This window comes from Plantactinospora sonchi, from assembly GCF_036422035.1.
GTDB classification, from domain to species: Bacteria; Actinomycetota; Actinomycetes; order Mycobacteriales; family Micromonosporaceae; genus Plantactinospora; species Plantactinospora sonchi.
Genome location: NZ_JAZGQK010000013.1, coordinates 73,319 through 87,496 on the forward strand (window position 1 = coordinate 73,319; position 14,178 = coordinate 87,496).

Here is a 14,178-nt window from a genome sequence, read left to right on the forward strand (position 1 = left end):
GCCGGTGTCGGCTAACCCGTTCCTCGACCCCGCGCTGGTCCACGGCGACCTGTACCGCACCGACGACCGGCTCGCGGAACGCACCCGCGCGCTACGCCAAGCCAAGATCGCCGGACGAGACGCCGCCCAAGTCATCGTCGACCTGCTCGCCCAACGGACCTCACCCGTTGCAGTCGTGCTCGACATCGGCTGCGGACGGGGCACCACCACGCTGCGGATCGCTGCTGGTCTCCGCCCTCGACGACTTATCGCGGTTGACACCTCTGCCGCCCTGCTGGACACCGTCCGTACCCGGCTGGCCCAGGCCAACGAGGTCGGCTCGGCGGTCTGCGCCGACTTCCACCACCTGCCGTTGCCCGATGCGATGGCCGACGCGGCGGTAGCCGCCTTCTGTCTCTATCACTCGGCCACACCGGCCGCCGTGGTCGCGGAGATCGCCCGCTGCCTCCGTCCCGGAGGTGTCACCGTCCTGGTGACCAAGTCGCTGGACAGCTACGCCGAACTCGATCAACTCGTCCAAGCAGCGAACCTCGACCCCGACGCCACACGCCGGCCGAGCCTCTACGAGAGCTTCCACAGCGACAACATGGTCGCCCTCGCCGCCACCCACCTCACCGTGCTCGACGTCCTGCACGAGCGGCACGTCTTCGAGTTCGCCGACGCCACGCACCTCGCCCGATACCTCGCGACAACCCCGAAATACCGGATCCACTCGGCAGGCGGGCCAGCCAACCTGGCCGCGATCCTCCAAGAACGGCTGCCGGTGCCGCCGTACCTGACCCAATCCACCGTCAGCTACGCCCTGGCGGTGCGACCGTGACCAGCAACCTCCTCCTCAAGCGGTACGACGACCCGAAACGCTGCTCGGCAGCGGCGGCCCACCACGCCTGGCTCACTTCGCTGGAGTCTGGGGTCCGCCTCCCGCACCTGGTCACACGGACGAGTCGTCACCTGGCCTTCGAGCGGCTACCGGGCCGGACACCCGACGTGCCCGACCTGCCTCGCGTGGCGTCCGCGCTCGGTCGGCTGCACGACGCCGCGTACGGCAGAGAACTGCACTCCACGCGCCTCGACCAACCACACGTCACGTCGACCGGGCTGACGCTCCCCGACTTCACCGCGCCGCGTCGCGAGGCGCTACATCGGGCCGCCCGCGTCACCGGAATCGACCTGGCCGCGCTCGACGCCATTCTCGAACGGCCTGGCCGGCCCGCGGCCTTCTACAAGGACCCAAACGTCCGCAACTACCTCGTCAAGGCAGGGACCGTCGCCATCGTCGACTTCGACGATCTCACCCTCGCCCCTTTCGGCTACGACCTGGCCGGCCTGCTCGTCACCGCCTCGATGACGTACGGCCGCCTCAGCCAGCAGACCCTCACGGGCTGCGTCGAGGGCTACCGGGCCGCGATCGCGCCGAACTCCTGCGACCTGGAGGAGCTCCGCCAGTACGCCGAACTGCACCACCTCTTGACGCTCCGCTACCTCGGCGCCAACGGATACCGGCACCCGTGGCCCACCGTCCGGCCCTGGCCCGACCCGTTCACACCGACCTGACCACCCCGAAGGAGCCCTGCCGATGGCCCCAACCACCGAACTCGTCATCGCCCGCCACGGCCAAGCCGCCTGCAACGTCACCGGAATCGTCGGCGGCGAACACGGCTGCACCGGACTGACCGACCGGGGACGCCATCAGGTCAGCCGGCTCGCTGCTCGGCTGGCCGCTGAACACGACGATCGCCCCTACGCCGTCTTCTACTCCACGCCCCGGCGTCGGGTGGTCGAGACCACCGAGATCATCACTGAGGCACTCCGCCTGCCCACCACCGTCGAGCCAGACCTTCGCGGTCCCGACCACGGCGACGCCGACGGCCGTCCGTGGGCAGACATCAAGACTGCCTTCCAGGGCCCGCCACAACACAATCCGGACACGCCGTACGCCGACGGCTCCGAAACCTGGAACCAGTACCTCGACCGGGCAATCAGCGCTTTACAGAAGATCCTCGCGCGGCACGACGGCGAGAGGATCCTCATCGCCGCCCACGGCGAGACCATCGAGGCGGCCAACCACCTCCTCCTCGCACTCCCCCAGAACGCCTGCCTACGGCTCGGCTTCGTCACCGATCACGCCTCGATCACCCGATGGCAACACCCAACCAACCGGTTCGGCCGCACCATCTGGCAACTCGTCACCCACAACGACACCCGACACCTCGAACCCCGACGATGAGCACCGATCTTCTCGGACTCTGCCGGCGCCTCCTCGACACCGACGCGGTACCGGTCACGTGGCACCGAGGCCACGGAGGTACTCAGGTGCTCCGTGCCTCGACCGCAGAGCACGGCGAGGTAATCGTCAAACAACACCGCACACACGAACGGCACACGCAGGAGGTACACGCCTACTGGACCTGGATCTCAGCCCTCGGCGACCAGGCGCCCCGCCTACTCGCGGCAACCGACGATCCGCCCGCGATCGTCATCACCGCCGTGCCAGGTATCCCACTCGACCAGCGGAAGCTCGATTCCGACGCTGAGCGAGACGCCCACCGCCAAGCCGGGCTGCTACTGCGGACACTCCACGCCGCCGGACGACCGAGGTTGGAGCCGGACTGGACGGCCTGGCTCGCCGAACGCGCCGAGTACTGGATCCACCAAGCCGGCGACCGCATCACACCCAGCTACCGCGCCGAAGTACGCGCCCACATGCGAGCCCTCCAAGACCTCGCCCCATTACCGGCCGTGCCGTGTCACCTCGACTTCATGCCCCACAACATGATCTACGGCGATGACGGGACGGTTCGCCTGATCGACTTCGAACACAGCCGCTACGACCTATCCGCCCGCGACCTCGTACGCCTCGCCACCCGCATCTGGCCCCTTCGCCCAGACCTACGCGCGAGCTTCCTCGACGAGTACGGCCAGCTCACCGCGCGCGACCGCGAGATCGTGGAACACGCCACCTACCTCGACGCCCTAACGAAACTACGCCGCATCCGGCCGTTTACGTCGCCGGTGTAGTAGGCCCAGTGGTTATGGCGGAAGAAGTCTGCTCCACCCGGACGGCCACAATTCGCCCCACAGTGCCAGCTCCGCGACAGGATGTCTGCGTGACCGTGGACGCGGTGGTGGGATCGTCGGAAACAAAGCTTCTAGTGATTCGAGGCAACTCGGGATCGGGGAAGAGCTCAATCGCGCGAGAGGTGCGGCAACGCCACGGGCGGGGGATGGCGCTGGTGGAGCAGGACTACCTGCGCCGCGTCGTCCTTCGGGAACGCGACGTCGACGGCGGCCTCGCCCCCGAGCTGATCTCCCAGACCGTGCGGCTCGCGCTGCGGCACGGCTACCATGTGGTCCTCGAAGGGATCTTCATCTCCCACCGGTACGGGCCGATGATCTCGGCGTTGCGCCGGGACCATCGCGGTGACACGCACGTGTTTTACCTGGACGTGTCCCTGGAGGAGACGCTGCGCCGGCACACGCTCCGGCCGCAGGCGTCCGAGTTCACCGCCGAGGACATGCGCGGCTGGTACCGACCTCGCGACCTCCTTGGCCTGCCCGACGAGATGGTGGTCCCCGAGTCCTCCTCGCTGGGGGAGACGGTGGCGTTCATCCAGTACACCGCTGGCCTCGTCGCGCCCAGCCCGGCCGCCGGCTGAGACCCGCCGGGGCGCGCCACACCGAGCCACGCCTGGCCTCGGCTCTGGCGCGCCGAAAGCCAGTTGCCGCCTCCACCCGCTGACCCCTCTCCAACGGGCGTGGGCTCGGCAGCGAGTTACCGCTGGCCGAGGATCGTTGCGGCCGCGAGGACGAGGGCGGTCACGCCGATCGCGGGCGGGCGGCCGTCGGATGCCATGAACCGGAAGTACAGCGCGGCAGCAGGTGAGCGGCCAGCCTCTCCCGGTCCACCGGCAGTCCAGCGAACCGGTCCAGCAGCCACGGCGTGCTCAACACGCGCCGTGCGACCGGGTGCTCGACGGCCAAGGTGAGGTGCACCGTTGCCGCTGCTGCTCGCCATGACGTTCCGGGTGCTCGCCGACCGGCTGCACGACCGCCTTGCCAAAGAGGGGCACCCTGACATACGACCCGCACACGGCTTCGTGGTCGGGCACCTGGTGACCTCGCACGGCGCGAGGGCGGTGGAGTTGGCCGGCTACCTCGGCGTCACCGAACAAGGAGCCGGCCACATCATCGGGGAACTGGAACGGTGGGGATACGCCGAACGCGTCGGACGTCCCACAGACGGCCGCAGCCAACTCATCATCGCCACGGACAAGGGGCGCTCCCTGGTCGCACGCGTGACCGCGATATGGCAGGACGAGGAGGCCCGGTGGTCGGCCTCATCGACGCCGACAACCTCGAGGGCTTTAGCGAGGCCCTGCAGACCTATGTCGGCGCCACCAGTGACGGGCGTTCCCCGATGAGGCCGGCCTGGTAGCCGATGCGGCCAGCCGGCCGGACAGGCGGGTGACGGCGGGGTGCCGCAGGCCTCAGGTGGCGTTACGACCACCGTCGACGTCCAGGATGGCACCCTGGACGAAGCTCGCATCGTCTCCGGCAAGGTAGGTGATCGCGGCGGCGATTTCCTCAGGGGCCGCCGCTCGCCCGGCTGGGGCGGCCGCAGCCAGGCGGTCCAGCCCCGTGCCGAAGGGCTGAGTCCCTTCGGTGCGGGTGGGGCCCGCGCTGACCGCGTTGACGCGCACCCCGCTGGGTCCGAACTCCGCTGCCCACGCCTTGGTCAGCAGGAGGAGCGCCGCTTTGCTGGAACCGTAGAGCGCGAAACCGGGCATGCCGAAGCGGCCCGCCATGCTCAGCACGTTGACCACCGCGCCCCGCCCGCGTGCGGCCATCGCCGGACAGAGTTCCGCGACCAGGAGGAAGGGCGCCTCGACGTTCACCGCGTAACAGTGCGCGAAGTCCTCGTGCGTGCCGTCGGGGGTGCGACCGTGCGCCGGGTACACGGCGGCGTTGTTGACGAGGATGTCGATACGCCCGCCGCCGAGCTCGGTGGCGCGCCGGGCCATCGCCGGCGCACTGCCGGCGTCGGCGAGATCACCCAGCAGCAGGTCGGCCGTGCCGCCGGCGCTGCGGACGGCAGTCAGCACCGCCTCGCCGCGCGCTGCGTCCCGACCGCCGACGATGACGTGAGCCCCTCGACGGGCGAGTGAGACGGCTACCGCCCTCCCGATACCGCTGGTGGCGCCGGTGACGAGCGCCACCGAGCCGGCCGATACCGATGTGTTCATGCGGCCTGGCCCTGCTGATCTGGACCTTGCCCACGCCGGTCGTGGACGGTGATCGCGTACCCGTCGGGGTCTGTGAAGATGAAGTTCCGCCCGAACGGGCCGTCGGAAGGCGGCACCATGATCGGAACGTCGTGGGCCACGAGCTCGTCGTGAACAGCCTGAGCGTCGTCGGCGCCGAGCCATACGACCACGCCCGCGCCGGGCTGCGGCGCGACGGCGTCGAGATCCACCCCGGGCAGCGGCTCCCGCAGGGCGAAGGCGATGGGCTGTGTGGCGAACACGATCGCGTGCGGCGGAGCTCCCGCCGTGCGCTCGAGTCCGAGGTGTGTCTCGTAGAAGGCTGCAGCCTTCTCGAGATCTCGAACTTGCAGGCCGATGAAGTCCGGTCCAATGACGGTCACAGCGTTCTCCTCCATGTCAGCATGTTGACACGCCCAGTGTGTGTCATCATGCTGACATGAGTCAAGAGGAGGAGTTCCGACCGGTCGACGAGCAGGTCGGTTATCTGCTGAAGAAGGCGGCCAGCGCGCTGCGCACGGCGATGGACAACGCGCTGCGCCCCTTGGACCTGACCGTTCCGCAGTTCGTGTGCCTCGAACGGTTGCGTCAGCAGCCGGGAATGTCCGGCTCGGAGCTGGCCCGCGCCATGTTCGTCCGCCGGCAGTCCATGAACCTGGTCGTGAAAGGACTGGAGCGCCGTGGACTGCTGATCCGCTCGCCGGTTCCGCGGCACGGCAAGGCGTTGCCCACCGAGCTGGCGCCGGCGGGTATGGAGAAGCTTGCCGCCGCGTACCAGGCGGTCAGCGTGGTCGAGAGGACATTGCTGGACGCGTTGACGCCCGACGGCGAGCGGCGATTGCGCGCCGACCTCACGGCCTGCGCCACCGCCCTGACCAACCTGGCCGGAGAAGCCGAGCCGGACTGAGTCGATCCGGCGGTGCCGCATCATCGGTCGAGGTGGGCGACCGTCACCTTGACCGATTCCACGACCGGCACGCCCGGGGTGACCGGCGGCCGGTCCACGACGACCACCATCAACCCCAACGTCCGCGCCGCCTCGAGTTTGGCCGCCGTCATCGCGCTCCCGCCCTCCTCGGTGACGAGTGCATCGATCGCGTGCGCGGGCATGAGGGCCGTCTCTTCGGCACCGCGAACGGGCCACGGTCCAGCACCATTTCCAGACGCGGCAGGAGTGGGAGGGACGGCGGGTCGACGCAGCGCAGCAGGAACAGCATCGACTGGTTGCCTTTCCTGTCCGGCGGGTTGGTGATGGCGGCCCAGATCAGCAGTACGAGCAGCGCGACTATGAACAGCCGGGTAAGGCGGATCCGGAGGCGTAGCCAGGTCCAGGCCAGAGCGCTGGCCCGTACGAGCGCAGCGACGAGTAGTAGGCCGCCGGCGGCGACGGCGAGGAGATCGATCGGGTTGGGGCGGTGGAGGGTCACGAAACGGCCTCGTCGCGGCGGGGCGGGTGGGGCTGTCGGGCGGGCCGCCACATGGGGTGGAAGGTGACGCCGTCAGGCAGCTGGAACGGCTGTCTGGGGAGGTAGCCGTGTCTGGCGTAGAGGTCACGGCTGCCGTCGCTGCTGGCCTCCAGATAGGCGGGTAGGCCGACGCGGTCCAGCCTGGCGTGATGGTGGTGTAGGAGGGCGGTCCCGCGGCCGGTGGACTGCTTGCCGGGTGTGACGGCGAGGAACGCCAGGTGGTGGTGTGGCTCGGTGGGTTGGTGGGTGTGGAACAGCTTGTCGAGGGTGCGGAACCGGTCGGTGTAGGGGGCGCAGGCGATGGCCAACCGCCGTTCGTACTCCACGGGCGGGGGCATGGGGCTGGTCCGGTGAAACCAGACGGCGACGGCACTGCGGTCTTCCAGGACGTGGACCTCGCCGTAGAAGAAGGCGTGTTCGACAAGGATGCGGAAGTTCGCGGTCAGGATCGTCCGTCGCTGGTCCGGGTCGGGAACGAGCCAGGCGACGGGAGCGAGTGGCAGGAACGCCTCGGCGATCAGCGCGCTGACGGCCTCCCGTTCCCCGTAGGTGGCTCTGGTGACGGGTGGTAACTGGCTCACCGCGACGATCCCTGACCGGAGGCGGCGTGCCGGTGAGCTGCCGGCGTGGGGAGGGTGGTGGCGGTGCTGCGGGCGCCGAGTCCGATCGTGGCGTACACGTGTGGGCGGGTCCGCTTCAGCAGGAGACCCCAGGCGGTTCCAGCGGCGGCGACGGCCAGGTAACCGGCGGGCACGGCCCAGGCGAGGTGGTGGTTGTCGGGGACGCCGAGCAGGGTGGCGATGTTGCCGACCGCGAGGACGACCACCACGATCAGGGCGAGGGCTGCGGCGGCGGGGGCGATGAGGCGTCGCCAGACGGTCTCGTCGTGTGGGCTGTGGCCGAAGAAGGCGACGACGGAGATGCTGGTGGTGGCGATGAGGAACAGCACACCGAGTCCGCCGGAGGTTCCGGCCCAGTAGAAGAGGTGGATCAGCGGGTCGGTGCCGGCGATCGTATAGGCGACGATCACGACCAGACCGATGGCGCTCTGCCACAGCGAAGCGGTACGCGGTGCGCCGCTGGTTCGGGAGGTGCGGCCGAGGCCGGCGGGGAGGACCCGTTCGCGGCCGAGGGCGAACATGTAGCGGGCAGTGGTGTTGTGGAACGAGATCATCGCGGCGACGATGCTTGTCACGAACAGGGCGTGCCCGATGTCCACCATCGTCTGGCCGAGATGGTCTCCGGCCTGGTTGAAGATGACCTCTGTCCCTTCCGCGCGGGTGACCTCGACGATCCGGTCGGGGCCGGTCGCGACGGTCATCGCCCAGGCGGACAGGGCGTAGAGGACAGCGATCACGGCGACGGACAGGTACGTGGCGGTCCGCACGGTGCGATGGGGGTCTCGTGACTCCTCCGCGAAGACCACGGCGGCTTCGAAGCCGACAAACCCGAGCACGGCCAGGATGAGGATGGCGCCGACGCCGGGGCCGAACAGGCTGCCTGGTGCGAGGGTGTCGACGGCGACCTGCCCTCCGGCGGGGTGGGCGAGACTGCCGACGTTGTAGACCATGATGATTGCGACCTCGGCGAGCAGGAGGACGGCGAGGACCTTGCCGTTCAGGTCGACTCGCCGTACGCCGAGAGCGGCGGTGACCGCCCACGCGAGCAGGGCGATGACCCACCAGGGCGGCACGACGCCGAACCACTGGTCGAGCAGCGGTTGGGTCGCCGCCCCGATCGCGCCGTACAGGCCGACCTGCAGCGCGTTGTAGGCCAGCAGGGCCACCCAGGCGGCGCCGACACCAAGCGGCCGGCCAAGGCCCTGGGCGATGTAGGAGTAGAACCCGCCCGGGTTGGCGACATGCCTGGCCATCGAGACATAACCGACGGCGAACAGACCGAGCAGTAGCCCGACGAGGAGGAAGGCGAGGGGGATACCGGTCAGACCGGTGGCCGCGTAGCCGGTGGTGATCACCCCGGCGACCACGGTGAGCGGAGTCGCCGCGGACAGGACGAAAAAGAGTACGGCCGGGACACCGAGCCGGTCGGCGGCGAGACTCGCCGTGACTGGACCGGCCCGGAATGGTGCGGCGGATAGGGACATCGAGGATGGCCTCCGAATTCGAGGGGTGTGGGGCGCGGGGTGGTCAGGTGCGGTAGGCGAGAACCGCCTGGCCGACGGCGACGTGGGTGTGGGTCAGCAGTTCCCGCAGTGGTGGGGCGATGCTGTCGGCCAGGCGATGTAGGTAGTTCCGGCTGGACGCGGGTGCGTCGCGTAGCAGTTCGTCGGCCAGGCCGCTGACGGCGACGAGGCGGGCGAGGAACGCGTCCGTCTGGCTCATCTGTCGGCGCTCGCGCAGATTGACAGACAACCTGGCCGTCGGCCAGTGGGCGGCGTTCCAGTCGACCGGAATCCACCGCACCTCGGCGGGCCGCAGAAGCCGACGCGACGCCTCCCGGCGGACGTGCCCGCCGCGCCACAACCGCTGTGCGACCTGGTCGTCGGCGTCGCCGGCGAGGAACTCGAGCCAGACCTGTATCGCTGTGTGCTGCGGCTGGGCAGCGAGTTGCTCCAACACGGCGTGGGCCAGGACGTCGGTGGGCGGGTTCCGGTCGACCACCCGGAGGCGCCCGTCGCGGGCGTCGATCCTCCCGGCCCAGACGAGTTCGGCGAGCAGTGACGCCGCCAGGCCGAGCCCGGCCACCCGCCCGTTCACCCGGAGTTTCCCCGTCACGTCGTGATGAGTCAGACGCCAGAAGTCGTCAGCGAACCGCACTTCAACTCACCCACATCGGATAAGGGTCGGGAACAGCGGTAGTGCGCCAGCCCGCCGCCACGCCCTTCCCGGCAGTGACGGCGGGCGGCAGCCTCACGCCCGCGACACGAACGAAAGATCGTCAACTCGTGCTGAGGACGCACTGTTATTCCCCACAACCTGATCACGTCTTTCAGGTCGGCCCCCAGCCGATGGAGGCGGACTGCGAACTCCGCCGGAATGGGGATGATCGCCATAACCAATTCCTGTCGGGTTAGCGGGCTGAGTCGACGCACCAACGCATCGGGTTTCGATGTCTTTCGTCGACGCATCTATTTGCTCGAATTTTGGACGTCGCTGCAATGGTCCTCATGCGGACAACCGTCGTGTCCGCATGTACGCGGCCAGCTGCGCCCGGTGCCGTCGCGGGTGGGACCAGCTCCCCTGCCGGCCGGTTGTACCCGGTGCGAGCGGCCGGACCGGCCCTGGCGACGAGATCGTTCTGCACTTTCCGGTCGTACTGTGCTCTGATCGAGAGGTGGACGAAGAGGCGGAGTCGTTAATCGGGGGGATCGACGTTGAGGCAGTGCCTGTCGAGCCCGACTCGGCGGAGCCTGGCGCCAGTTTCGACTGGTTGGCGAGCACAGGCGTCGGGCTGAGTTGGGTTGAAACCCAGCCGCTGACGGGTCGAACGATCGTGGTGCGCGCAGACCCCGCCCGAATCGCCGGCTACGCCGTGCGGGACGAGAGCGTGGGCAGCTCGCTGCACGCGTACGGCGGCATGCCGTATCTGTTCACGACCTCGGGCGCGCTGGTGGCGGTGAACGCGGCCACTGGCCAGCTCAGCGCTCCATCCGGACGCACCAGTGACGCGTTCACGTACGGGGACCTGGCCGGCGGTGACGGTCAGGTGCTCGTTGTGCGCGAGCATGATCGTGGCGATCAGCTCATCGCCCTTGCTCCGGCCTCCGGCCGGCTGCGGGTACTACTGGCCACGGATGGCTTCCTCGCGTCGCCCCGCGTCCACGAGGACCGCCTGGCGTGGATGCAATGGGCCAGCGACGTCATGCCATGGGACTCCTGCGAGATCTGGATCGCCGACTACAGCCCGGTCCAGGGGCTCCGGCGGCCGCGACGTGTGGCTGGTGGTCCGACGGAGTCGGCGATTCAGCCGCACTGGGGCGCTGACGGCACCTTGTACTTCATGTCGGACCGGTCTGGCTGGTGGAACCTCTACCGGTGGCGTGACGGCCGTGCCGAGGCGGTGGCACCGATGCCGGCCGAGTGCGCGACAGCGCCCTGGGAGTCCAGCTATGCCAACTACCTACTGCTGCCGGGCCAACGAGTCGCTATGACGGTGCAGTCCGGACCGGAGCAGCACCTGGCGGTTGTCGAGCCCGATGGCGGCAGTCGAATGATCCAGACACCGTACACGTCCATCAAGCCCTACCTGGCGGCATTGGGTGACAGGGTCGCGTTGATCGGCGCCTCCCCGACACGGGCGTCGGAGATCGCGCTGGTCGCGACGGACGGCAGTGACGAGATCGAGGTAATCAGACGTTCGACCGCCCGAGGCGGGGCGCCCACGGCGTCGGCACCCGAACAGCTCCACGTCAGGGCCGACGGTGCGACGACCACCGTGCTGTTCTATTCACCCACGTCCGCCGAGGATGGAGGGCCGCCGCCGCTGATAGTGCGGCCACACGCCGGCCCGACGTATCAGAACGAGCTGCGGCTCGATCGCGAGATTCAGTTCTTCACCAGCCGCGGTTTCGCGGTCGCGGAGGTCGACTACCGGGGCAGCACCGGCTACGGCCGCGCGTTCCGCAAGGCACTCGACGGGAACTGGGGCCGTCTCGACGTAGAGGACTGCCGAAACGCCGCCCTCTATCTCATCGCGTCCGGGCGGGTCCGTTCGGACGCGGTTTTCATTTCCGGAGCCAGCGCCGGTGGCTATACCGCGCTGAAAGCGGTGTGCGACGACGGTCCCTTCACGCTCGCGGTCGCACGGTCGGCGATCGTCGATCCGCAGCGGTGGCGGACGACCGCACCGAGGTTCCAGCGCCCGCATGCGACGATCCTGGCCTCGGCGACATCGCCGGTGGTCGCGGAGCAGGTGCGGCGATCTGTGCTGCTGGTGCATGGCGCGGCCGACCAGGTGGCGCCGATCGGCGACGTTGACGGACTGGCGGCGGCGCTACAACAGCGCGGGCTGCTGGCCGACCTGGTTCGATTCGACGGAGTGGGCCACTATCTGTCGGGTTCCGCACAGCAAACCGCCCTCGACGCGGAGCTGGCCGCCTATCGGAAGGCGCTGCGACGAATGGGGGTTGCTATGCCGGCGTGACGAGCGGCCGCAGAGCTGCGTGGGCGTAGTCGGTGGTCTCCCGCACCTCGGGCAGATCGGCGTGTGGCTGCAACTCGGCGAGCATGAGCACGATGCGATGGGTGGTACGGAACGAGGCGAGCCCGGCGGCGTGGTCGACGGCACGCCGTGCGGTGGCGCATGCCTTGTCCAGTTGGCCGGCGCGGGCAAGGGCCGCGGCCTGGAGCGCGGTGTCGATGCTGACGCGTCGGGCCCGATCCGGTGGCAGGAGCCGCAGAGCCGTTTCGGTCTCCCGCTGCGAGAGTTCGTAGAGTCCCAGGTCGAAGAAGCAGTGGGCCTTTTCGTCGGCGAGGTCGGCCTCGCCGAAGTAGCTGATCCACCCGGGCTCGTCACCGGCCCGACTCCGACTGAGGTCCGCCTCGGCCTGAAGCAGCGCGGCGGCGCAGGCGGCCTCGTCGCCGCAGCGGGCGTGAGCGCGGGCGAGCACCGTGCGTAACGCGGCCCGGATTGCGGGAGTGGCCTGGCCCTCCGTGCCTGCGAGCCCGGCGGTGGCCAGCCGTAACGCCTGGCCCGGGTCGCCGCAGTGCAATGCCAGGTGAGCCAGGCTCACCGCGACGAGGTACCCACCGTAGAGCCGGTTCCCGGAGCGGGCCGACAGGTCGAGTGCGTGGAGGTAGTGCTGCTGCGCGAGACCGTCGACGCCCAGGTCGACCGCCTCGTACCCGGCCAGTTCCAGCATGCCGGTGGCGATGTTCGGCGCCATGGTGGCGAGGCTCGGCAGCCGGCCATCCAATGTCGCGGCCAGCGTGGGGTAGATCGCGCCGGCACCCCGTACATGGTCTTCGCTGCGCAGTCGTTCCAGCATGGCCGCAGCGTTGGCTACGTCGCCATCGTCGGCGGCCGGGCGTCGGCTGCTCGACCGTGTGGCGAGCAGCCAGTCGAGAACCGGACGATCAGTGGCGGCGCTGCGGAACGTGGTGGATGGCGTCGCACCGTCCCGGGCCGCGCGCAGCAGCCGTTCCCGCTCGATCAGCGGCAACAGCCGGGTCAGGGAGCCGCCTCCATTGAGCTGCTGGTCGCAGCGTTCGATGAACTCGCGGGACGGGATCCGCTCGGCGGTCTCGATCCGGCGGACGAGGTCACGGTGGGCGAAGACCCGCACACCAAGCTCGGCCTGCGACATGCCGCAGGTGGTGCGCAGGTAGCGGATTCGGGCACCGACGTAGTCCAGCACCGAGCGTGCTGGCACCAACGGCTTCGGAACCTGTCCCACCTGGATGGCCGTCCTCGTGACCTCGCCCTGAGCGACCGGGCAAGTGCCGATTGTTTCCGACCCTCGCGCCACACGCAACATCGATGTTTGCCTTCGCGTTTCTGTCCGGCGTTGAGTGTGGCGGTGCGGACACGAGGGTTGGCCACACGCGGGGTCTCGAATGGCGGCTTTGCGGACCGGTAGGACCATCGGAGCCTACGACCCGGTCGGGAACCCGATCCTGCCCCACATTCACGTCTCGGTAGGCCTCAAGGAGCATTCGGCCACGGCGCACACCAGCCACCTGCTGGCCGCCCGGGTCCAGTTCCTCACCGAGATGCTCCTGGTCGAAGTTCTCGACCCGCCGATCACCCGGCCTCGCAAGCCCGACCTGTACGGCGTCCCGCTGCTCACGTTCGGCCCGCCGTCCCAATCACCTACGATGCGACAGTGACAGCCGCGAGGTAGCCAGGGGCTTCTCAAGTCTGGGCAGGGCGCCGTAGTGCGGACATGACCGCACGGGTGTGCACGACACCCTCACGGACCAGTTCCGTTCGATCGTCTGCGCAGCGCACTATCGTCAGGTGGTTGGCCGTGGGGCAAATCCCTCCGTCGACCGCAACCGACACATCAGCTCCGGACTTCGCGATGAACTCCTGGACTTCGGCAAGGTTGATGGATGGTCCGGGGGCATCCATGACAGAGAGGTTGGCCGTCGTGGCGGCGATCAGACACGATGCTCTCGCCGCCAGTTCCCCCAACAGGCCAGGGGCATAGGTGACCAAGGCCCAGGGTGTACCCACCATGCGGTATCGCGATCCGTCGGATGCGTCGCGCCATCGAAGCAGCAACGCCATATCCCCTGGCCAAAACGCATCCGCCAGAAGCTCCGCCTCCGCGGTCAGGCGGAAGTGCTGCCGTACGGCGTCCATCGACGGGGCGACCAGGACCATTGCCTTCTCGGTTGGCCGCCGCTTGGCGGCGAAGATCCGGGTGCAGGCATCCGCGTCGCCCGCGTCACAGCAGATCATGTACCACCGACTCGTCGGCATGATGACAAGCTCGCCGGCCTCCACGGCCCGCCTCGCGAGGTCAACTTCGGATGGGGATACGACAC

The 14,178-nt window shown here is 69.0% G+C and carries 16 protein-coding genes and 1 pseudogene; 9 read left to right on the forward strand and 8 right to left on the reverse strand.

Going from position 1 to position 14,178, the window contains the following annotated elements; genetic code table 11:
* The first annotated feature begins 4 nt into the window (after positions 1-4).
* The 6 genes from V1633_RS16800 (at position 5) to V1633_RS16825 (ending at position 4,421) form a co-directional block, all read left to right on the forward strand.
* Positions 5-820, forward strand: coding sequence for a class I SAM-dependent methyltransferase (locus V1633_RS16800; RefSeq protein WP_331215277.1), 816 nt, complete (start codon positions 5-7; stop codon positions 818-820).
* Positions 817-1,554, forward strand: coding sequence for a phosphotransferase (locus tag V1633_RS16805; protein ID WP_331215278.1), 738 nt, complete (start codon positions 817-819; stop codon positions 1,552-1,554). Before V1633_RS16800 ends, V1633_RS16805 begins: the two co-directional genes overlap by 4 nt.
* Before the next feature lie 22 nt (positions 1,555-1,576).
* A complete protein-coding gene (locus tag V1633_RS16810) occupies positions 1,577-2,227 on the forward strand; it encodes a histidine phosphatase family protein (protein WP_331215279.1) in 651 nt (216 codons plus the stop codon).
* Complete coding sequence (locus tag V1633_RS16815) at positions 2,224-3,018, forward strand: phosphotransferase enzyme family protein (RefSeq protein ID WP_331215280.1); 795 nt, start codon at positions 2,224-2,226, stop codon at positions 3,016-3,018. Before V1633_RS16810 ends, V1633_RS16815 begins: the two co-directional genes overlap by 4 nt.
* Before the next feature lie 95 nt (positions 3,019-3,113).
* Positions 3,114-3,656: a kinase gene (locus V1633_RS16820; protein ID WP_407952044.1), complete on the forward strand. Its 543-nt coding sequence runs from the start codon at positions 3,114-3,116 to the stop codon at positions 3,654-3,656.
* Positions 3,657-3,995: 339 nt separating this feature from the next.
* Positions 3,996-4,421 carry a MarR family winged helix-turn-helix transcriptional regulator gene (locus V1633_RS16825; RefSeq protein ID WP_331215282.1) on the forward strand — a complete coding sequence of 142 codons (426 nt, stop codon included), beginning with the start codon at positions 3,996-3,998 and terminating at the stop codon, positions 4,419-4,421.
* Positions 4,422-4,487: 66 nt separating this feature from the next.
* On the opposite strand, the gene V1633_RS16830 is transcribed toward V1633_RS16825, so the two are convergent.
* Together V1633_RS16830 and V1633_RS16835 are read right to left on the reverse strand one after the other, a co-directional pair.
* Positions 4,488-5,243 (reverse strand): SDR family NAD(P)-dependent oxidoreductase, encoded by a 756-nt coding sequence (locus V1633_RS16830; RefSeq protein ID WP_331215283.1) that lies wholly within the window; start codon positions 5,241-5,243, stop codon positions 4,488-4,490.
* Positions 5,240-5,659 carry a VOC family protein gene (locus V1633_RS16835; RefSeq protein ID WP_407952036.1) on the reverse strand — a complete coding sequence of 140 codons (420 nt, stop codon included), beginning with the start codon at positions 5,657-5,659 and terminating at the stop codon, positions 5,240-5,242. Before V1633_RS16835 ends, V1633_RS16830 begins: the two co-directional genes overlap by 4 nt.
* A gap of 41 nt (positions 5,660-5,700) precedes the next feature.
* On the opposite strand from V1633_RS16835, the gene V1633_RS16840 reads away from it, so the two are divergent.
* Positions 5,701-6,168, forward strand: a complete 468-nt coding sequence (locus V1633_RS16840) for a MarR family winged helix-turn-helix transcriptional regulator (RefSeq protein ID WP_331215284.1) — start codon at positions 5,701-5,703, stop codon at positions 6,166-6,168.
* A 20-nt stretch (positions 6,169-6,188) separates the two neighbouring features.
* Here the strand turns inward: V1633_RS16840 and V1633_RS36995 are convergent, their stop codons facing one another.
* Genes V1633_RS36995 through V1633_RS16860 form a run of 4 tightly spaced genes read right to left on the reverse strand, consistent with a single transcriptional unit; the run spans position 6,189 to position 9,504 of the window.
* Positions 6,189-6,764 carry a precorrin-6A/cobalt-precorrin-6A reductase gene (locus V1633_RS36995; RefSeq protein ID WP_407952045.1) on the reverse strand — a complete coding sequence of 192 codons (576 nt, stop codon included), beginning with the start codon at positions 6,762-6,764 and terminating at the stop codon, positions 6,189-6,191.
* Positions 6,685-7,308: a GNAT family N-acetyltransferase gene (locus V1633_RS16850; RefSeq protein ID WP_407952037.1), complete on the reverse strand. Its 624-nt coding sequence runs from the start codon at positions 7,306-7,308 to the stop codon at positions 6,685-6,687. The genes V1633_RS36995 and V1633_RS16850 overlap by 80 nt, the downstream gene beginning before the upstream one ends.
* Positions 7,305-8,831 (reverse strand): APC family permease, encoded by a 1,527-nt coding sequence (locus V1633_RS16855; protein WP_331215286.1) that lies wholly within the window; start codon positions 8,829-8,831, stop codon positions 7,305-7,307. Before V1633_RS16855 ends, V1633_RS16850 begins: the two co-directional genes overlap by 4 nt.
* 43 nt (positions 8,832-8,874) lie before the next feature.
* Positions 8,875-9,504 carry a GOLPH3/VPS74 family protein gene (locus tag V1633_RS16860; RefSeq protein ID WP_331215287.1) on the reverse strand — a complete coding sequence of 210 codons (630 nt, stop codon included), beginning with the start codon at positions 9,502-9,504 and terminating at the stop codon, positions 8,875-8,877.
* Positions 9,505-10,021: 517 nt separating this feature from the next.
* Between V1633_RS16860 and V1633_RS16865 the strand changes: the two genes are divergently transcribed.
* A complete protein-coding gene (locus tag V1633_RS16865; RefSeq protein WP_331215289.1) occupies positions 10,022-11,830 on the forward strand; it encodes a S9 family peptidase in 1,809 nt (602 codons plus the stop codon).
* Here V1633_RS16865 and V1633_RS16870 read toward each other — a convergent pair.
* Positions 11,817-13,082 carry a helix-turn-helix domain-containing protein gene (locus V1633_RS16870; protein ID WP_331215290.1) on the reverse strand — a complete coding sequence of 422 codons (1,266 nt, stop codon included), beginning with the start codon at positions 13,080-13,082 and terminating at the stop codon, positions 11,817-11,819. The genes V1633_RS16865 and V1633_RS16870 overlap by 14 nt on opposite strands.
* A 178-nt stretch (positions 13,083-13,260) precedes the next feature.
* On the opposite strand from V1633_RS16870, the pseudogene V1633_RS16875 reads away from it, so the two are divergent.
* A pseudogene (locus V1633_RS16875) lies at positions 13,261-13,515 on the forward strand (DUF296 domain-containing protein); the annotation flags it as partial.
* 25 nt (positions 13,516-13,540) lie between these two features.
* On the opposite strand, the gene V1633_RS16880 reads toward V1633_RS16875, so the two are convergent.
* Positions 13,541-14,137, reverse strand: coding sequence for an L-threonylcarbamoyladenylate synthase (locus V1633_RS16880; RefSeq protein WP_331215291.1), 597 nt, complete (start codon positions 14,135-14,137; stop codon positions 13,541-13,543).
* Positions 14,138-14,178: the final 41 nt, after the last annotated feature.

Excerpts from the sequence above, each read along its gene's own strand:
- V1633_RS16810 (WP_331215279.1), top strand. The coding sequence starts at position 1,577 with ATGGCCCCAACCACCGAACTCGTCATCGCCCGCCACGGCCAAGCCGCC.
- V1633_RS16815 (WP_331215280.1), top strand. The coding sequence starts at position 2,224 with ATGAGCACCGATCTTCTCGGACTCTGCCGGCGCCTCCTCGACACCGAC.
- V1633_RS16830 (WP_331215283.1), bottom strand. The coding sequence starts at position 5,243 with ATGAACACATCGGTATCGGCCGGCTCGGTGGCGCTCGTCACCGGCGCC.
- V1633_RS16835 (WP_407952036.1), bottom strand. The coding sequence starts at position 5,659 with ATGGAGGAGAACGCTGTGACCGTCATTGGACCGGACTTCATCGGCCTG.
- V1633_RS16840 (WP_331215284.1), top strand. The coding sequence starts at position 5,701 with ATGAGTCAAGAGGAGGAGTTCCGACCGGTCGACGAGCAGGTCGGTTAT.
- V1633_RS16855 (WP_331215286.1), bottom strand. The coding sequence starts at position 8,831 with ATGTCCCTATCCGCCGCACCATTCCGGGCCGGTCCAGTCACGGCGAGT.